Origin of the sequence: Streptomyces sp. NPDC048734, from assembly GCF_043198675.1 — a bacterium.
In the GTDB taxonomy this organism is placed as follows: Bacteria; Actinomycetota; Actinomycetes; order Streptomycetales; family Streptomycetaceae; genus Streptomyces.
In genome coordinates, this window is sequence record NZ_JBICUZ010000006.1 from 73,562 (window position 1) to 89,790 (window position 16,229).

Below are 16,229 nucleotides of genomic sequence, written 5' to 3' on the forward strand. Positions count from 1 at the left end.
CGCACAGCGACGACGGCCACGACCGGGGCAGGGTGGGCGGTGGCGGGGAGGAGCAGGGCCGCGAGCACAGCGTCGGCGACCGCGGTTCGGGGCGGCGCACGGCTAGGTCCTCACCAGATCATGCACAGTGGCACGCCTGGCCGTGGAGGTGGCCGGACGCGCCGCTGCTTCATGCATACACGCGGGTGGGGCGGTCAGCCGTCACCAGTGCGATGTGGGGCAGTCAGTGGCGCGAAGTCCTCCTGGCCGAAGCCGTCACCGCCCCCGCCGTCGGCGCCCGCTGCGCCCTGACCGGCGGTAGCTGATTCTCCTACTACGACGAGGTCACCGTCACCGACGCCTCCGGTCTCGGCATCGACCACATGGTGCCCCTCGCCAAGGCCTGGGACTCCGGCGCCTCCGCATGGACCGCCGCCCGGCGCGAGGCCTACGCCAACGACCTCGGCCAGGAGACCGGTCTCCTCGCCGTCACCGCCCGCTCCAACCGCAGCAAGGCCGACCACCAGGACCCGGCCCAGTGGTTGCCCCCGGCCGCGGGCGCGGTGTGCCGGCATGTCTCCGAATGGACCGTGACGAAACTGCGCTGGGACCTCACCGTCGACCAGGTGGAGCGCGACCGGCTCGCCGGGCTCGCCGAGAGCTGCGGCGACACCACGGTCACCTGCACCCCCGCGGCGTAGAGTGCCGGCTCGCGTGGTGCGCTCGGTGCTTGGAGTGTGTGGCGGGTTTTGCGGATGCTCCTCGCGGCACCGCGAGAATCACCCCGCCGGGCATCGCTGTCGCTCTCCTGGCCGGACTGCCGCCCCGCCCCCGTCGCCGCGGTCCCACCGGCTCGTCTCGGAAAGCGAAAAGGCGTCAGAAGTGTTCGCCGCGGCGCGGGTGCACGTCGACTCCGATGCCGGGCACCCACAGCTTGCCGTTGTCGCCGGCGCTGATGTCCCAGGCGGTCACTTCGTGCGAGGACACGGTGCCGCGGGCGCGCAGATCGGTGACGATCAGACGTGCGAGTGTGGCGGGCGCGGTCGGGTCCGTCTCGGGCAGTCTGGTGTACCAGCGCCCGGCGTCGTCCAGGTCCTGCCAGCCCCGCGCGCGCATCTGCGCCGCACGTTCGGGTGTCTGTTCGTGGTCACGGTCGTCGATGGAGGCGTAGAACTCGCGGTTCGTCCGCGCCGGCTCGAAGGACACGATCATGGTGCGTCCCCAGTCGCGTGATGCCCAGAGCTTGAAGCTCACCCAGTCGCCGGGGGCCTGCAGGGGCATGTGCTCCGCCCAGGAGGCGAGCATCCGCGCCAGGTGCTCCTCGGTCTGTGCCCAGCCGTTGGCGGCCGCGTGTCCGTTGAAGGTCCAGCCGTGGTCGTGGCGGTCCAGCTGCCAGGTGTAGGGCAGGCCGTCGGAGTCGAAGCGGGAGTACTCCTCCTGGACGAAGGCTTTCGCCTCGTGGACGCAGAGCACCGCCTTGCTGTGGTCGCCGGACAGCAGCAGGATCCGCTCGCTGCCGTTCCAGCGCACGCTGGGCCCGTGTGCGGTGCCGCCCAGCAGGGTGGGCCGGCCGATGCGCGCGACAATGGCCTCGTAGAGGGGCCGCAGGGCCTCACGGCGTTCGATGAGGCTGCTTGTCTGGCGGTGGGTCAGGATCGTGAACGGCCGGTCCAGGTCGACATCGTCGTGGGTGAGGAGGCTTTCCGCGAGATCCGCCGCATCGTGGCGGACCATCCCCGTGGTGTCGGTCATGACGGTCATCCTGGCAGCCACCGCTGACATCGCCTTCGCCCCACGCACGGTCTCCGGCAGGCCGGAGAAACGACGAGGCGCTGGCGGTGTCCGGGCAGGCGATCTCACCGGATCAGGGCCGACGATCTCGATATTCACGTCCACCGACAGCACCGCGACGTCCGCGATCGACGGGAACAACAGCTCCTTCAGCCGGAGCACGACCTCTTCCACGGCCCGGACTTTGAGCCCAGCCGCCTCGATGGCGGCTCATTTTCGGGCGACTTCGATACCACCCTGAGAGACTCAATCGTCACTCGGAGTGGCCGTTGCACGGAAGCTGTGCCAGAACCCGAGAACGAGAGGCACCCGGTTCGTTGCACCCAGGCTTTCCAATGGCGATGCCCGTGGCAAGGTGGAGCGCCCTGAGCGCTCCTTGGGTGAAGGTGAGTACCAGTACCCATACGGTCAGTGATCAGTTTCCTGCATGTTGTGTGCATGCGATCGACATCCCTCTCGAAGCCCGTTCTGGTGGCCGGACTTGGCTGCATGCTCCTGTCCGGCTGCGGCACTCAGCACGTCGCCACCGATCAGACCCCCGCAGGCAGCGCCGTCTCGGCGACCACCCTGCTGGATGCTCCGCACAATGATCCGGAGACGCGGTTCCTTGAGCTGATCACCCGCATCACGCTGGGCTGCAGCCCGGACGTCCCCGACGGCAAGGGCGATGATGTCGTGCCCGAGCCGGAGGACCTGCCCGGTTGGGAGGAAGCGCCCACACCGGGATACGGGCCTGGCGAGACCCCGCCGGGTGTCCAGAACGGCGACGGCGACATACCGGTTCCCCTTCCTTCGGATGCCCCCGAGCCGCCGGAGTCGACCCCTTCCACCGCCAAGCCCGAGTCGCTCAAGGAAGTGCCGCTGACCGACATCGAGAAGTGCAGCGGCAGCGAGCACGCACAGCGCGTCGGAGAAGGGTTCAAGAACACGAGGACGACCAGCTACCAGGCGATGCACAAGAAGCTGACGGACCTGGACTACCCGGCATCGCGGATTCACCAGATGCCGAACCATGCGGGTGCGCCACGGGCAAGGCTCGACCTGCGCTTCATCGACAGCCACTTGGCTTTGGAAGTCACCGGCACCAGCAGCGGAGTGATCATCGAAGCGTTCGGGGCCCCGGAGACGGAGGACGTGAAGATCACCGACGCGAAACGGAGGCCGACGCTGGACGCGCCCACGTCCTGACCGGATCGCACGGGACGTACGCGAGAAGGGACGGACCTCCATGTGAATCGTTCCGGGTTCGGCAGAGATCTCAGACGTTGGGTGTGACCTGGGGTTTCGTGGTTGCGAGGTAGTGGTTTTTCTCGTGTTCGACCGGCGGGACGTGGCCTATCTCACCGTGGAGTCGCCGGTGGTTGTACCAGTCGACGTACTCGGCGGTGGCGAGCTCGACGTCGGGCAGCGTCTTCCACGGCCGCCGGGGCTTGATCGGTTCGGTCTTGAACAGGCCGATCGTGCTCTCCATCAGGGCGTTGTCGTAGGCGTCGTCCACCGATCCGGTGGAGGCGGCGATGCCGGTGGCCTCCAGATGCTCGGCGAGCCGGAAACTCGTGCACTGCGACCCGACATCCGAGCGATGTATCAACTCGCCGGGCCACAAGGGGTGTTGGTCGCGGTCGCGTTGCCACAGCGCCATCTCCAGGGCGTCCAGCACGAAGACGGTTTCCTTCACGGTGGCCGCGGACCAGCCGACGATCCGGCGGGAGAAGGTGTCCACGACGAAGACGACGTAGACGACACCCGTCCAGGTCCTCACGTGGGTGAAGTCCGCGACCCAGCACCGGTTCGGGGCGCCGGCGACGAAGTCGCGGTCGACGAGGTCCAGGGCCCGGTCGGTCTGACCGCCGGGCAGCGTGGTGATCACGCGCCGGCCGCGGACGGCGCCGGTGATGCCGAGCTCGCGCATCAGGCGTTCGACGGTGCAGCGGGCCACCGCGTGGCCCGGCCGGTTCAGCTCCCGCCAGACCTTCCTCGCGCCGTAGACACGGTAGGCGGCCTCGAAGACCTCGCTGATGTGCTCCTTCAGCTCGGCGTCCCGCACGGTCCTGGCGGACGGCGTGACCTGTCGTTTGTGGTGGGCGTAGTAGGTGGCAGGGGCGATCTTGCAGTCGTGTGCGCTCAACACGCGACAGACTGGACGGGGACACCGCCACCGGGGTCGTCCTGCGCGACCTCGTCACCGGCGAGGAGAGGACCGTTGCCGCGCGGGCGGTCGTCGTGGCGGCGGATGCCCTGCGCACGCCGCAACTGCTGCACGCCTCCGGCATACGCCCGCCCGCGCTGGGCCGCTACCTGAACGACCAGCCGCAGATCGTCTACGCCGTCCGACTGCCCGACGACGTGGTCGCCGCCCACCGCGCCGTCACCGGCCGCACCCGCGACGAGGACGGCGCCATCGTCCCCCAGAGCGGCGTCAGCTGGGTGCCGTACACCGACGCGCACCCCTTCCACGGCCAGGTGATGCAACTCGACGCCTCCCCCGTCCCGCTCGCCGACGACACCGACGTCGAGCCCGGCGCTGTCGTAGGCCTGGGCTGGTTCTGCGCCAAGGACGTCTCCCCCGACGACCGCGTCGAGTTCACCGACAGCGAGTCCGACGCCTACGGGCTGCCCGCCCCGCGCATCCACTACCACTACAGCGACCGCGACCTGGCCACCATCGAGCAGGCCAAGAAGGCCGTCACCGAGGCGGGGGCCACCCTCGGCATCCCTCTCGACGACAGCCCCGTCCTCCTGCCCGCGGGCAGCTCACTGCACTACCAGGGCACCACCCGCATGGGCCCCACCGACGACGGCACCAGCGTCTGCGACAGTCACAGCCGCGTCTGGAACACCCGCGGACTGTGGATCGCCGGCAACAACGTCATCCCGACGGCCACTGCCTGCAACCCCACACTGATCTCCGTCGCCCTCGCCGTCCGGGGCGCCGGCGCACTCCTGGACCACCTGAACACGACGGCCGGGCGGAGCACGCCGACCGCACAGGCGGGCCTCTGCATCGCCTGAGCCGTTCCCCACCGAGCAGGAGCGCGAAGCGCCGCCCTGTGGCCGGACCGGAGGCCCGGCCACAGGGCCAGGTGAGCCGTCCTCACGGCAGTCGGCCAGGTTGGCGCGCAGGTTCGCCTCAGCGGTTCCGTCGGCGCCCGGCCGCGCCGTGCGGCAGCCGCCCTGCCGGGTTCACCGGGTTCGGCATCTCGTTCGCCGCGACCTGGGGCGGTCAAGACCAGCAAGGGGACGGGTGTCCGGACATTGCGATGACGGCGGAGGGAGACCGAGGGGACCGCCGCGCACGCGACCGCTGTGTACGCGTTGACGGGTCGGCCACCAGGCAGAGAAGAGGGGATGTCGGACCGCTGTGACAGGGTGGGTCCCGGACGGAGGATTCGTCCGGAACAGATCCCGGAGAGACCCCAGGGAGCAGCACGTGAACAGCCCCGACACCGCCCCGCCCGGGCACCGTTCGGCGCGGCGGCACTGATGCCTCAGCCAGCGAGCAGAGCCCGCATCCACTGCTCTTCGCGTCGCTCGATGTATTCGGCGTCGTTTCGCCAGGCGTCGCCATGCCCTTCAGCCCACAGCCTTGCCCAGGGCTGGGCTCCCTGGGCTGCCTGGTCGCGCAGGAAGTCGTGCATGGAACGCGTACGGCGCCCCAGCACAGGGACCAACCGACGACGCTCGGACTCAGCGAGACCGTAGGCGTCGGCGAAGACTCGCAGTCGGTCCGCCGCGTCCGGGCTCTGCCAGTCCGGATGCGCGGACAGCGGGATGAACCCGTGAATGGCGTATGCGACATCCCACAGACGCGAGCCGGGACCTGCAGCGTCCCAGTCGATGAAGGCCCACCGCGCCTCACCTGCGACCACGAGGTTCCAGGGGGCCAGGTCGTTGTGGGCGATGATGCCACTGCCCTCAGCGGGGATCAGCGTCTGCCACTGCGCATCGGACGGCGGCGTGAAGTCCTGCACGGCGTCGTGGAAGTCCCGGATCAGCCGTGCCACGCGAGCCAGTTGCCGAGCGGGTTCCATCAGCGAGAACCGGTCGGGCCAGACCACATCTCCCGGCATGAAGGACAGGACCTCACGCCCCTGATCGTCAATGCCGAGGGGGCGAGGCGCCGCGCCGAATCCCACCTCGTGCAGGTGGGCAAGCAGGGCATGCACAGCGGGAGTCCATGGTCCGGCCGGACGGCGAACGGTGTCCCCGACGCGAACGACACCATCACTGACGTTGCCGCCGGACAAAGGCTCTTCATCATCGTGCCGCATCGAACCAGTGTGTCGGATCAGCCCGTCATGATCACCCCGTTAAGGGGGAGCGTCAGAGTCGGGACGGGAGGTTAAAGGACGAGCTGGCGGTGAGCGCGGCCAGGAGACGGCCCCGGCCGGCGGAAAACGCGTCAGGGTGGCGCACGGCACTCGCCGCGGCGGCGAGGTAGAACGCGCCGAGCTCCGGCCGGGCCAGGACGTCGAGCACCTGGGGGGCGTCGGCGGTCCAGGCGCCGGGGGCCGCCCACACGAGGCGCTGCAGCACGACCGCATGGTCGGCGGCGGCCCGTCACCGCCACGGCTCCATCCGCACGACCGCGTCCACCGGAATCGGGCCGTACGCCTGCGGGAACTCCTCGGCCTCAACGTCCCGCGCAGGGCCCTGGCGTGGTGAAGGACGGGGCCCTGGGCGGAGGGCAGCGCTGAAGGCCGGCGTGGTCACTCCTGGGTGAAGTGCCACATCTGTGAGGTGGTTGCCGAGTCGGGGTGGGGAAGCTCGCGCAGCGGTGCGTAGTTGTCGTCCCCGTACAGGCCGGTGACAGCGAGGTCCTCGTTCAGGAAGGGCGACAGGACCCATCGTGCGGGGTTTTCGTCGGTGGACCTGAGGATCCACCATTGGGATTTGTTCGTCGTGCACGCGGCCAGGTACACCGAGGCCCCTGCCTCGCCTGTCCTGGCGTCGGCGCAGTTCCCGGTGCGGGCGCTCTTCCAGTGGAAGATTCCGGGACGGCCGTTCACCTGCTCGAACTGGAATGTGCGGGGGAAGGGATGGTCCTGCCGGTAGTAGACCTGCAGGAACGTGCCGGCGTTGCCGACCGTGTCGTCGGGGACCAGGTAGTTGGTATGGGCGTCGTTGGTGATGACGACAGGCCCCGAAGGGACGGGTGCGGCGGAGGGTGCGGCTTGAGCGGGCTCGGTCAGAACAGCGGCGGAAAGAACGGCGGCCGCGGCAGCGGCCCAGCGTCGGATGTTCATGAAGGTGATCATGACGGGCCGGATTCGTGACGAATCGTTCCTTCGGGAGAAGACCACCCGATCGAGTAGAGTCAGCCGTCCGGAAGGGACCGGGCCCGGTGTCCGGCTCGAGGGCCTTTCCACGGCGCGGAGGCCCTGGCTGAGTGAGGGCGGTACGGTCCCTGGGGTGCTGTCGGAAGGCCGGGGCAGGTGGCGCATACGCAGGCGTGGTCGAGCGGCCTCGGGCGTTTTCACCGCGTCAGGGTTGAAGCTGCCACGGCCGTGTCGAGTTTCGTCGGGGGCGGGGCGGGGTGGGCTGCGATCTCGGTCGAGAGGACCGTGTATGCGTCGGTTCGAACGGCTGATCACCGCGCACGCGCTGCATCTGTCGGGTTTGGCACCTCGGGGCCGCGATCTGCGACGCCTACAAGTCGATCGAGGTGTCGCACGGACCTCCTCGACCACGCCTTGACCGGTCGGCCGCCCAGTCGGTGAGGTACTGGCAGCGTCCAGTCTTCTTCGAAGAGCGCGGCGACCAGATGTGCGTGTGCTTCGGGGAGCCGGCCGGAGCGGTGTTTGGTGCGGGCCTTGGCGAGCCAGGCGCCGCTCTTGACGGTGTCGCCGGCGACGCAGATCGCCTCGCGGGCGGCGGGAGCGCGGCCTTCGCGGTGCAGGAACAGCTCCAGCAGCTGCACGGTCTGCCCTAAGGTGTGCCGGGTACGGCGGGCGAGAGCGAGCGGGTTGCCGGCGGGGGTGAGGTGCAGGGCGGTCGGCAGAGCCTGCCGACCGGGGTCGAGGGCAGGCCAGGTAGCCAGTTGGCGGGCGAGCCAGGAACCGATCTCCACACCGGTGAGCCGGGTGTCGCGGTGAGTGCGGCCGGGTCGGTGCCGGAGGCGAGGTGGGCGCGCAGCAGGTGGTATTTGCGGTGCCAGTCCGCACCGCGGGGCAGGCGCCAGTCGGGGGCCAGCGCGGCGAGGGCGGTGGCGCCATGCGGTGCGTCGACCCACCCCCGGGCATGGGGGAACGGCCGCACCACGCCGCTGCCTGAAACCGTACCGCTGCCGCTCCCAGGCGGCCTGCTGGTTTTGCCGTCTCCGGACCGCACGTTGAGCGTACATTCCGCGTACGAACCGCATGCAGAAGGCGTTCCGCCCGGCCACTCCCCCACCCCGCTCGCTGCAGCAATCCACAGCCCGCCTGGTGAGGATGCGCAAGGTCGGTCTTCGGCCTCGTATGGCGCCGTACTCGGGGCGGGTGGTGCGGCTCAACGGGTCCTGATGAAGCAGGCCACCCCGCCGTCCTCGTCGGGCGTGACGTGCGCGCACGCCGTCTCCCACCCCTCGGGGAGCGACGGCGTCGGACCGGACTTCTCCCAGGTGGGCCGCTGCGGCTCTTCCGGGTCCTGCCACCACAGGGTCAGCCCGCCCGCCACGGCCACCAGGACCAGCCACACCGCCACCGCCCACCGCCACAACCTGCGGCGGCCCGTCACCGCCACGGCTCCATCCGCACGACCGCGTCCACCGGAATCGGGCCGTGCACCTGTGGGAACTCCTCAGCCCCGGCCTCCCGGGCTTCGTACGTCACCGGCACCTCCAGCCGCGCGGGGTCCACGACGAGCACCGCCAGGTCGTCGGGGCCCTCGTAAGAGCCGTACAGGAAGGCCGCCACGGCGGGGAGCTGGGCGCGCGTCGAGCCGTGGACGAAGCCCTCCTGCTCGAGGGTGCGGCCGCGCGTCGACATCCGGTACACGCCGTGTGCGCGAGCCGCGTCCCACAGGGAGCGCTCGGTGAGGTGGAGGATGCGCGTGCGGTCGGGCATGGGTCCACGCTACGGCCTCCGTCGTCACCGCCTGGACAATTCCGGCCCCTGCAGGCGCTGTTGCGGTGCTGTACGCCGTCTTCGCCGGCGGGGCCCCCTCCGTGGCGTACGGCAGGTGCTCCTCCCGGGTGGGGAGGGCTCGCACGTTGAGCGGAGCCTGGCCGTGCGCTAGGACGGGCGGTGGGCGCTCACCAGCACGGTGTCGGCGGTGCGTGGCCCGCCGGTGGCGGGCAGCACGTCGGTGGTGATGCGGGTGAATGCGGCCTCGTCGAGCAGCTTGGCCCACACGTGCTCCTGAAGGACCCGACGGCGCATCTTCGGCATTTCGCCGTGCGGCGTCTTTGCCGGAATGTCGGACTCTGCTGCGCAATTTGGCTGGGTGTCGGTCCGGCTTCACCGGCGCGTGAGCACGCGGAACTCGTTGCCGTCGGGGTCGGCCAGTAGCACCGCGCCGTCCCCGCCGTGGGCTGAGTCGAGACGCTTCGCCCCGAGGGAGAGCAGGCGCTCGACCTCCGCTTGCTGATCGTCGTCCGGCGCGAGGTCGAGGTGCAGGTCCTTGCCGGGGTCCGGCATTGGCGGCGGACCGCCCCACGTGATCTTCGTACCGCCGTTCGGTGACTGGATGGCGGTCTCCTCATCCTGGTCCCAGACCAGCGGCCAGCCCAGAGCCTCGCTCCAGAAGTAGCCCACGGCCTGCGAACCATCGCAGGCGAGCGCTCCAACGAAGCCGCAGCCGGCGAGGAAATTGTTGCCCGGCTCGAGGACACAGAACTCGTTGCCCTCGGGGTCGGCGAGCACCACATGGGACGCGTCCGGCCCCTGGCCGACGTCGGCGTGCTGCGCGCCGAGGTCGAGCGCCCTGGCCACGGTCTCCTGCTGGTCCTCCAGGGAGGAGCTGGTCAGGTCGAAGTGCAGCCGGTTCTGGGCGACTTTCTGCGCCTGGGAGGGACGAAAGCCGAGGCGGTAGCCAGCGTCGTTCCCGGACAGCAGGGTGACGCCGTCGTAAGAATCGTCGGCTCTCTCCAAGCCCAGGACGCCGGACCAGAAATGGGCTAGGCGCTCGGGCTGGTGCGCGTCGAAGGAGATTGCGAAGAGTCGGCTGCTCATTGCGCCACGCATCCTCGGTCCGTTGAGTGCCAACTGTCGGCAGGGCGCCATGTCAGCGCCTCGAACGAGGATCCTATGGGCGGGCCAGCCTCAGTTGCAGCCGAGTATTCCGTGGCCCCAGAGCCGGAGCTACACCCTTCGGGGTTCGGACTGCGAGTTGGTGACTGAGGCGGGTGAGTCTGCTGGTCCGGGGCGTGAAGGATGGTTGGCGGGGGTTCCAGTGGGCGTCGAGGCGGATGACGTTGACAGCGGTGGCGGAGAAGGCATGTTGGAGGCGGACCTTGGGCAGGCCGCGGTAGCGGGCCCGGCGGAGGCCGGTGACGTCGAGGGCCTGGTTGATGGTGCCCTCGATCCCGGCGCGGAGGGCGTACTTGGTCTTCCAGGTCTTGCTGGCCTGCTCGGCCCGGGCACCGGTCAGGGTCTCGTGGAGTTCCCTGGGGCGGAGGCTGAGGATGCGGGTGCCTCGCGCCGAGGTGGTGCACTTGTCCTGGGCGGGGCAGGCGTGGCAGTCGGTGCGGGCGAACTGGACGACGATGGCGTCGCGGCCGTGCTGCCGAGCGGGGAACCAGCCGGTGCTGGTGCGGCCCTGCGGGCAGCGGGCCTGGCGGGCCTTCCAGTCGATGCGGAAGGCGCTCTTCTGGAAGCCGGCATCGGCCTTGGCCTGCGGTGAGTGGTCGCGGAGGGCCGGGGTGACCATGGTGATGCCCCGGGCGGCGGCGTCATGGATGAGGTCGGTGGACGGGTAGCCGGCGTCGAGGTAGTGCTCACCAGGGGTGAGGCCGCGGTCGGCGAGGTTCTGCTGGACCGGCCGGGTGGCCTTCGCGTCCGGGACGCTCGCCTCGGTGGTGAGGACGTCCGTGATCAGCCGCAACGGCAGGGCTTCGGCTTCGGCTTCGGCTTCGGCTTCGGCTTCGGCTTCGGCTTCGGCTTCGGCTTCGGCGGGAGTGTCGCAGGTTTCGGTGAGGTGGACCTTGTAGCCGAGCCAGAACAGGTCGTCGCCCTTGGCCGCGCGGACCCCGATGAGCACCAGGACGCAGGCTTTGGCCTCCTCCAGGCGGACGTTGAGGTGGATGCCGTCGGCCCACAGGTACCCGTAGTCGACCTCGGACAGATCCCGGTCCGTGAATGCGGTGTGATCGGCCTGCCACTGCTGGGTCAGCCAGGTGATGGCGACCGTTTCGCCATCCTTGTCCTTCAGCTCGTGGCGTGCGCTTGTTCTGGCTCGTGGGTCTGGGGAAGGTCGCGCTCACGGCGCATCGGGCTCGTGGCGAGGATGAGCCAGCAGGGCGCGACGACGCCGGTCATGATCCACATAGCCGGCCGGTACCCGACCGCGTCGCCGAGAACGCCGCCGAGCAGGGACCCGAGCGGGATGGTGCTGTGGTTGATCATCATGGCCGTCGCCACGACCCGGCCGAGCATGTGCGGCGGACAGTAGGTTTGCCGGAAGCTGCCGACCACGATGTTGGCCACGGAAACGCCGATCCCGACGAGGAAAGCTCCCATCGCGAACAGCAGCAGCCCCGGCCCCGCCGTGGTCATCGGCAGAAGCAGCACGAACGGCGCGGTGGCGACCTGCAGGAGAAGAAGCCCGCGCGCGGTGCCGAACCGCCGGCTGACCCTGGTGACCACCAGCGCACCCACGACGACGCCGGTGCTGCCGCTGGTCAGAAGCAGCCCGGCCATGGCCGAATTCAGCCCGACCGTGCGGACCAGGAACACGACCTGAACCGCCTGGTAGCCCATCAGCGCCATATTGATCACGGCGCCCCAGGTGACCATCGGCCGCAGGTACCGGTCCCGGCCCACGAAACGGAGGCCTTCTCTGACCTGCCGTCGGAGGGGGACGCGTTCCTCATCCAGAGCGCGGTCCGGCTCGACCACGCTGATCCGCTTCAGACAGACCGCGGATACCAGGAACGTCACCGCGTCGGCCACGAGCGCGGTGACCGCGCCGAACGTCTGGGAAAGCAACCCCGCCACCCCCGGCCCGGCGACCTGGGTGGTGGCCTCGCTGCCCTACAGTTTGGCGTTGCCCTCCAGGAGGTCGCGGCCGTCGAGCACGATCCGGATGTACGAGTGGTATGCGGTGTTGAAGCACACCGCCGCGGTGCCGCAGATCAGCGCGACGACGACCAGGTGCTGAAAGGTGAGGGCGTCGAGCCACGCCGCCAGTGGAAGGCTCAAGAGCGCCGTGCCTGCCATCGGATCACATGCGATCATCAGTGGCCGTTTGCGTATCCGGTCCACCCAAATGCCAAGAACGGCGGCATGTTCGACGAGGTGCTGTCGGTAGCCGCCGCCGACCCACAACCTTACGGATACCGGGATGGTCGGCGGCGACCTGGTCCAGGAGCCGGGTGCCGGCGGCGGAGTCCTGCTGCTTGCCGCGGCGACCAGCACGGCAAGCAGCAGTCCGAGGGTGTCGGTGACGATGTTCCGCTTCCTGCCGACGATCTTCTTCCCCGCGTCGCTGCCCTGGCCGGCGGCGGGAACGCTGGTGGAGGTCTTGACGCTCTGTGCGTCGATCACACAGGCCGACGGCTCGGCGTCCCGTCCTTCCTCCTCCCGTAGCAGTTGCCGGAGCAGGCCGTTGAGCTGGGCGAACACGCCGTCCTGCTGCCACTTGGCGAAGGAGTCCGTAGAGCGTGTTCCAGTGCGGGAAGTCGTGTGGCAGGTAGCGCCACTGGACTCCGGTGCGGTCCACGTACAAGATCGCGTCCATGATGTCGCGCAGGTCGTGTTCCGGCGGTCGGCCGAAGTCCAGGGCCCTGCCGCGGCGCTCGAGGCGCCAGGCAGAGAGCACCGGCTCGATCAACTCCAAGCGGGCATCGGACAGATCACTCGGATACGGGCCTCGCGTCGGCATGCCTCCGGCTTACCGCCGCGGACCGAGTGCGCCCAGGCGCACAGCGACACCAACGGATGCACGCGTCCGCGAAGACCGGACGTCCTGGGATGAGACAGACACAAGACACTTCCCGCCTCACCTGTCACCCCATCTGAACAGCAAGAACCAACCCGCATCTCCAGCAGCACGACCGGCTCCCCCGGCCCGCCCCGGTCCCGGCAGACAAGCCGAACCCCGTCGCGCACCACCACACGCTCGGACCACACCACGACCGCCCCCAGGAATCGTCTCGCCCCGATCATGCCCCGACATCCACGAGCCGCGCTCAAGGCCGCCCCTCTCGAAGGCGCGCCGCCATGAAACACCTGCCACGTCCGTGGCGACGGTGCCCTGCGACCGCAGCGGGGCAACTGCCACTGTCAGACCCAGGTGGCAGCATCACCGAAGTGAACGCCCTGAGGCGTCCTCAACTCACCTCCGTAGCAAACGAAGAGGAGCATTCCCCTTGCGACTGCGTCGCGTAGCGCCCGGCATTGCCGCGGGCATCCTCGCCCCGGCCCTCCTGCTCGCCACCCCGTCCTTCGCCGCCACGGCGGCACCGACCGCGGTGACGGTGCCCGCGGTGTCCTCGTCCGCGGACGAGCCGGACGCCGACGACCTGAGGGTGGCCATAGTCCGGATCCTCGCCGACCCGGGCAGCGGCCGGCGTGTGACACGAGAAGCCAACGCCCTCCTGGACGCCAACGACCCCGAGGCGATGCGCGCCTGGCTGGAGACCGGCTACCGGATCGCCCAGGCCGAGGACGACCTCGTCGCCATCGCCCGCGTCCTCGCCGACCCGTCCATCAGCCTGGCTCTGCGCGCGGCAGCCAACGCCGCCCTCGACGACAACACACCCGAAGCACTGCGTCACTTCCTGGAAGTCGGCAGGTACCAGGTCGCCTGACCGGCACGGCGCCGCACCACAGCGCGTCGCCCGGGTAGCACCCCCTGCCGCACGCCCGGTCGCCGGAACGCCGAGAATCCGGGCGGGGCGGCCTGCACCTCTGTGTGCCGGCGGCCCCGCCCGGCAGGTCCTGTGCCGGCTCGGCGCCCTCCGCAGGGCTCTGTGGTCTCGCCGCCCGGTGCGGCATGGGCCACTGACACCTCCGACAGCAGAAAGCACATTCCTCGATGACCACACACCCCCTACGCCCCGAGCGCAGCGGTCCGCGGACAGCTTCCGTCGTGACCGACCTGCCGTTCAAGCCTCAGCTCGTCAAAGCGGTGTTCAGGGACGTGACCTCGTTGCACGTCTCCCGGCCGGCCGCGTGGACCGCCGCGTCGGTGACGCGGACCGTGCTGACGGAGATCATCGACGGCGCGAGAAGCGCGGCGGCCGAGGAGGCCAGGAAGAGGCTGATTCCCAAGGACCTCATCTCGGCGATCGACCGGAACGTCGAGGTGGAGGTGGGATCGGCGTGGTACCTGCACAGCCCGACCTTCCACGGCCTGATGGGCGAGGTGCGCAACGCCGATGGTGCGCTCGTGTCTCTTCGTGAGCGCCGCGGGGCGCGTACACCGAGCGGTGTGGCTGGCGCCCACCGGTTCGAGGCCGGGGTGAGAAGGCTGCTGGGGAGCCGGGGGGTGAGGGCGGTCCCGGCGATGGTCCACGACCTGGACGGAATCGCGAGCGTGTTCCTGACGGACCTGGCCCGGGACGCGGCCAAGGTCGTCCGCGAGGGCGGGGTCAAGCGGTTCGGGACGGTCAGTCTGGTGGTGCCGGGAGAGCCAGCCCCGGCCCCGCTGCTCAAGGACCCCCTCCTCGCCCTGTCCACCCGCCGCGGGGACGGGCGCACTGTTGGCGGGGACGACGTCCTGGCCGCCGTCACGATGCAGCTGTTCGGCGATCTCAGACAACGTGCCATCACCGAGGCAGCCGAGATGACACGGAACACGTCGGCCAACTGATCGGGCCCGCCCCTGCGCTCTGCCCACTGCGCACGCCCGCGCCGTCCGTCACAGCCAGCTCGCGCCAGGCGTCCACAGGGTCGCCGGGCAGGTTGTGCCGGCCCTCCGGCAGGAGCGCGAACGCGACGCGTGTAGCCGCGCCGCGCATGTTCGCGCACACCGTGGCCAGGGCGGGAAGTCCGAGGGCATCGACCGCCACTTGATGCCGTTGTCGACGAGGTAGCGGATCGCGTCGAGCATCCGTCGGTGGCAGTAGCCCTCCGGCCGTCCGTCCCGGCCGGCCATTCCGGAACCGGCAGCAGGTCCCGCACCACGGCCCACTCGTCATCGCTCATGTCCGAGTCGTACCGGGGTCGGCACCCTGGCCGGTCGGCTGCGTCTCCGAACCTGTGGGCGAGGCAGTCACACCCAGGAGTGGACCAGCTGGACCCGGCAACCGTGACCACGCGACGCTTCGACAACAGGGCCTCTTGCTTCTCGCCGGACTCGACATCCGCGAGCCACCAAGAGGCCCTTCTTCCACGCGTCCGCACCTGCAGACTCACCCAGACCAGGCCCCTGTTCGAACCCCACCGACCACCCGAGCGGATAGAGAACAGCCAGTGAGACCTACACGCATCCGTAGTCTCACCGGCACCACGCCGGCCGACCGCAGAAAGCCAGTGACAACCACACACTGAAGATGAAAACGACCTCTCATGGCCCGCCGCTTCACCGGCGAGAGCGCCCTCTCCCGGCGCGACCCCGCAAAGATGCATCAACCGCGGATTCCGGGATGAAACAACGGGAGAAAACGACCTGTAAGGCGTGGCAGTCCGTCGTGGCATCCGCCGGTGGCGGGCGGGGTCAGGAACGGACGACAGGGTCCGTGGTCGGGGCTGACTGGGAGCCGTCGGCGGCCGCCGTCCCCCGGCGGTCGTCCTGCAGCGCCGCGGAGCGGGGCAGCGAGACCGCGAGGAGGGGCCGACTCAGGACCGGCGCGCGCAGGGCGAGGGTCACCAGGGCGTAGCCGACGAGTCCACCGAGCGTGTTGGAAAGCAGGTCGTTGACGTCCACGGAACGACCGTTGTTCAGGATGATGTATGACAGCAGCTGGGCGGCTTCTATGGACAGGCTGGTCGCCGCCGTCATCAGGGCCGCTCGAGGCGCTGAGGTGGCGTGGCGGAACAGCAGGGGCAGCAGGAAGCCGGCCGGCACCATCATGATGACGTTGGGGACGATGGTGATGTCCGCGGTGAGCAGCGGGACGAAGTTGATCTGGCCGATCCAGGGAGCCTGGTTGGCGTACTCACCCCACGTCACGTCCAGTGGAAAAACTGTCAGGGACAGCACGGCGGCGGTGTAGACGGCGGCGGTCAACCGCAGCAGACCGCGGCGTCTGTCCCACGCCCCGCGCTTCACCTGGATGACGGTGCCGGCCGCGAACAGGACGAGCAGGGGGCCGAGAACGGGTGCGGAGTCCACCTGGAACCGGATGTCCATGAGGGTGATCCTTCGGTCGGGTC

At 69.6% G+C, this 16,229-nt stretch carries 17 protein-coding genes and 4 pseudogenes; 5 read left to right on the plus strand and 16 right to left on the minus strand.

Going from position 1 to position 16,229, the window contains the following annotated elements:
• Positions 1 to 233 precede the first annotated feature (233 nt).
• A pseudogene (locus ACGFQC_RS17485) lies at positions 234 to 680 on the plus strand (HNH endonuclease family protein); the annotation flags it as partial.
• Positions 681 to 855: 175 nt separating this feature from the next.
• Here ACGFQC_RS17485 and ACGFQC_RS17490 read toward each other — a convergent pair.
• On the minus strand, positions 856 to 1,731 hold the full coding sequence (locus ACGFQC_RS17490) for a hypothetical protein (RefSeq protein ID WP_363091610.1): 876 nt from the start codon (positions 1,729 to 1,731) through the stop codon (positions 856 to 858).
• A 450-nt stretch (positions 1,732 to 2,181) separates the two neighbouring features.
• Between ACGFQC_RS17490 and ACGFQC_RS17495 the strand changes: the two genes are divergently transcribed.
• Positions 2,182 to 2,958 (plus strand): hypothetical protein, encoded by a 777-nt coding sequence (locus tag ACGFQC_RS17495; RefSeq protein WP_393288330.1) that lies wholly within the window; start codon positions 2,182 to 2,184, stop codon positions 2,956 to 2,958.
• Positions 2,959 to 3,028: 70 nt separating this feature from the next.
• Here ACGFQC_RS17495 and ACGFQC_RS17500 read toward each other — a convergent pair whose 3' ends face one another.
• Positions 3,029 to 3,901, minus strand: a complete 873-nt coding sequence (locus ACGFQC_RS17500; RefSeq protein ID WP_363091608.1) for an IS3 family transposase — start codon at positions 3,899 to 3,901, stop codon at positions 3,029 to 3,031.
• Between ACGFQC_RS17500 and ACGFQC_RS17505 the strand changes: the two genes are divergently transcribed.
• The gene (locus ACGFQC_RS17505) at positions 3,889 to 4,782 is read left to right on the plus strand and encodes a GMC family oxidoreductase (protein ID WP_363091607.1); all 894 of its coding nucleotides are present in this window, start codon (positions 3,889 to 3,891) and stop codon (positions 4,780 to 4,782) included. The genes ACGFQC_RS17500 and ACGFQC_RS17505 overlap by 13 nt on opposite strands.
• Positions 4,783 to 5,258: 476 nt before the next feature.
• Here ACGFQC_RS17505 and ACGFQC_RS17510 read toward each other — a convergent pair whose 3' ends face one another.
• The 12 genes and pseudogenes from ACGFQC_RS17510 to ACGFQC_RS17565 all read right to left on the minus strand — a co-directional run.
• Positions 5,259 to 6,041 carry an aminoglycoside phosphotransferase family protein gene (locus tag ACGFQC_RS17510; protein WP_363091606.1) on the minus strand — a complete coding sequence of 261 codons (783 nt, stop codon included), beginning with the start codon at positions 6,039 to 6,041 and terminating at the stop codon, positions 5,259 to 5,261.
• Positions 6,042 to 6,093: 52 nt separating this feature from the next.
• Positions 6,094 to 6,306, minus strand: a complete 213-nt coding sequence (locus ACGFQC_RS17515; protein ID WP_363091605.1) for a hypothetical protein — start codon at positions 6,304 to 6,306, stop codon at positions 6,094 to 6,096.
• Between the two features lie 173 nt (positions 6,307 to 6,479).
• Positions 6,480 to 7,016 carry a hypothetical protein gene (locus ACGFQC_RS17520; protein WP_363091604.1) on the minus strand — a complete coding sequence of 179 codons (537 nt, stop codon included), beginning with the start codon at positions 7,014 to 7,016 and terminating at the stop codon, positions 6,480 to 6,482.
• Positions 7,017 to 7,360: 344 nt separating this feature from the next.
• Complete coding sequence (locus tag ACGFQC_RS17525) at positions 7,361 to 7,840, minus strand: hypothetical protein (protein WP_363091603.1); 480 nt, start codon at positions 7,838 to 7,840, stop codon at positions 7,361 to 7,363.
• A gap of 419 nt (positions 7,841 to 8,259) precedes the next feature.
• Positions 8,260 to 8,493 carry a hypothetical protein gene (locus ACGFQC_RS17530; RefSeq protein ID WP_393288333.1) on the minus strand — a complete coding sequence of 78 codons (234 nt, stop codon included), beginning with the start codon at positions 8,491 to 8,493 and terminating at the stop codon, positions 8,260 to 8,262.
• Positions 8,484 to 8,816 carry a DUF952 domain-containing protein gene (locus tag ACGFQC_RS17535; RefSeq protein WP_363091601.1) on the minus strand — a complete coding sequence of 111 codons (333 nt, stop codon included), beginning with the start codon at positions 8,814 to 8,816 and terminating at the stop codon, positions 8,484 to 8,486. Before ACGFQC_RS17535 ends, ACGFQC_RS17530 begins: the two co-directional genes overlap by 10 nt.
• A gap of 168 nt (positions 8,817 to 8,984) precedes the next feature.
• A complete protein-coding gene (locus ACGFQC_RS17540; RefSeq protein ID WP_363091600.1) occupies positions 8,985 to 9,131 on the minus strand; it encodes a hypothetical protein in 147 nt (48 codons plus the stop codon).
• 78 nt (positions 9,132 to 9,209) lie between these two features.
• Positions 9,210 to 9,923 (minus strand): VOC family protein, encoded by a 714-nt coding sequence (locus tag ACGFQC_RS17545; protein ID WP_363091599.1) that lies wholly within the window; start codon positions 9,921 to 9,923, stop codon positions 9,210 to 9,212.
• A gap of 73 nt (positions 9,924 to 9,996) precedes the next feature.
• Positions 9,997 to 10,794 carry a transposase gene (locus tag ACGFQC_RS17550; protein WP_393288410.1) on the minus strand — a complete coding sequence of 266 codons (798 nt, stop codon included), beginning with the start codon at positions 10,792 to 10,794 and terminating at the stop codon, positions 9,997 to 9,999.
• A gap of 99 nt (positions 10,795 to 10,893) precedes the next feature.
• A pseudogene (locus ACGFQC_RS17555) lies at positions 10,894 to 11,091 on the minus strand (transposase); the annotation flags it as partial.
• Between the two features lie 26 nt (positions 11,092 to 11,117).
• Positions 11,118 to 11,912, minus strand: a pseudogene (locus ACGFQC_RS17560) (MFS transporter); the annotation flags it as partial.
• 237 nt (positions 11,913 to 12,149) lie between these two features.
• Positions 12,150 to 12,792 (minus strand): annotated as a pseudogene (locus ACGFQC_RS17565) (IS5 family transposase); the annotation flags it as partial.
• Positions 12,793 to 13,279: 487 nt separating this feature from the next.
• Here ACGFQC_RS17565 and ACGFQC_RS17570 point away from each other — a divergent pair.
• The gene (locus ACGFQC_RS17570) at positions 13,280 to 13,720 is read left to right on the plus strand and encodes an ALF repeat-containing protein (protein ID WP_363091597.1); all 441 of its coding nucleotides are present in this window, start codon (positions 13,280 to 13,282) and stop codon (positions 13,718 to 13,720) included.
• Positions 13,721 to 13,947: 227 nt separating this feature from the next.
• Positions 13,948 to 14,724: a hypothetical protein gene (locus tag ACGFQC_RS17575; RefSeq protein WP_363091596.1), complete on the plus strand. Its 777-nt coding sequence runs from the start codon at positions 13,948 to 13,950 to the stop codon at positions 14,722 to 14,724.
• A gap of 48 nt (positions 14,725 to 14,772) precedes the next feature.
• Here ACGFQC_RS17575 and ACGFQC_RS17580 read toward each other — a convergent pair whose 3' ends face one another.
• Both ACGFQC_RS17580 and ACGFQC_RS17585 read right to left on the minus strand, forming a co-directional pair.
• On the minus strand, positions 14,773 to 15,009 hold the full coding sequence (locus ACGFQC_RS17580; RefSeq protein ID WP_393288336.1) for a transposase: 237 nt from the start codon (positions 15,007 to 15,009) through the stop codon (positions 14,773 to 14,775).
• A 561-nt stretch (positions 15,010 to 15,570) separates the two neighbouring features.
• Complete coding sequence (locus ACGFQC_RS17585; RefSeq protein ID WP_363091594.1) at positions 15,571 to 16,206, minus strand: VanZ family protein; 636 nt, start codon at positions 16,204 to 16,206, stop codon at positions 15,571 to 15,573.
• Between the last annotated feature and the right edge of the window lie 23 nt (positions 16,207 to 16,229).

What these genes read in the sequence shown, in the direction of transcription:
- ACGFQC_RS17535 (WP_363091601.1), bottom strand. Translation starts at nt 8,816, where the DNA reads ATGCCCGACCGCACGCGCATCCTCCACCTCACCGAGCGCTCCCTGTGG.
- ACGFQC_RS17540 (WP_363091600.1), bottom strand. Translation starts at nt 9,131, where the DNA reads ATGCGCCGTCGGGTCCTTCAGGAGCACGTGTGGGCCAAGCTGCTCGAC.
- ACGFQC_RS17520 (WP_363091604.1), bottom strand. Translation starts at nt 7,016, where the DNA reads ATGAACATCCGACGCTGGGCCGCTGCCGCGGCCGCCGTTCTTTCCGCC.
- ACGFQC_RS17580 (WP_393288336.1), bottom strand. Translation starts at nt 15,009, where the DNA reads ATGGCCGGCCGGGACGGACGGCCGGAGGGCTACTGCCACCGACGGATG.
- ACGFQC_RS17510 (WP_363091606.1), bottom strand. Translation starts at nt 6,041, where the DNA reads ATGCGGCACGATGATGAAGAGCCTTTGTCCGGCGGCAACGTCAGTGAT.
- ACGFQC_RS17490 (WP_363091610.1), bottom strand. Translation starts at nt 1,731, where the DNA reads ATGACCGACACCACGGGGATGGTCCGCCACGATGCGGCGGATCTCGCG.
- ACGFQC_RS17585 (WP_363091594.1), bottom strand. Translation starts at nt 16,206, where the DNA reads ATGGACATCCGGTTCCAGGTGGACTCCGCACCCGTTCTCGGCCCCCTG.
- ACGFQC_RS17575 (WP_363091596.1), top strand. Translation starts at nt 13,948, where the DNA reads ATGACCACACACCCCCTACGCCCCGAGCGCAGCGGTCCGCGGACAGCT.
- ACGFQC_RS17545 (WP_363091599.1), bottom strand. Translation starts at nt 9,923, where the DNA reads ATGAGCAGCCGACTCTTCGCAATCTCCTTCGACGCGCACCAGCCCGAG.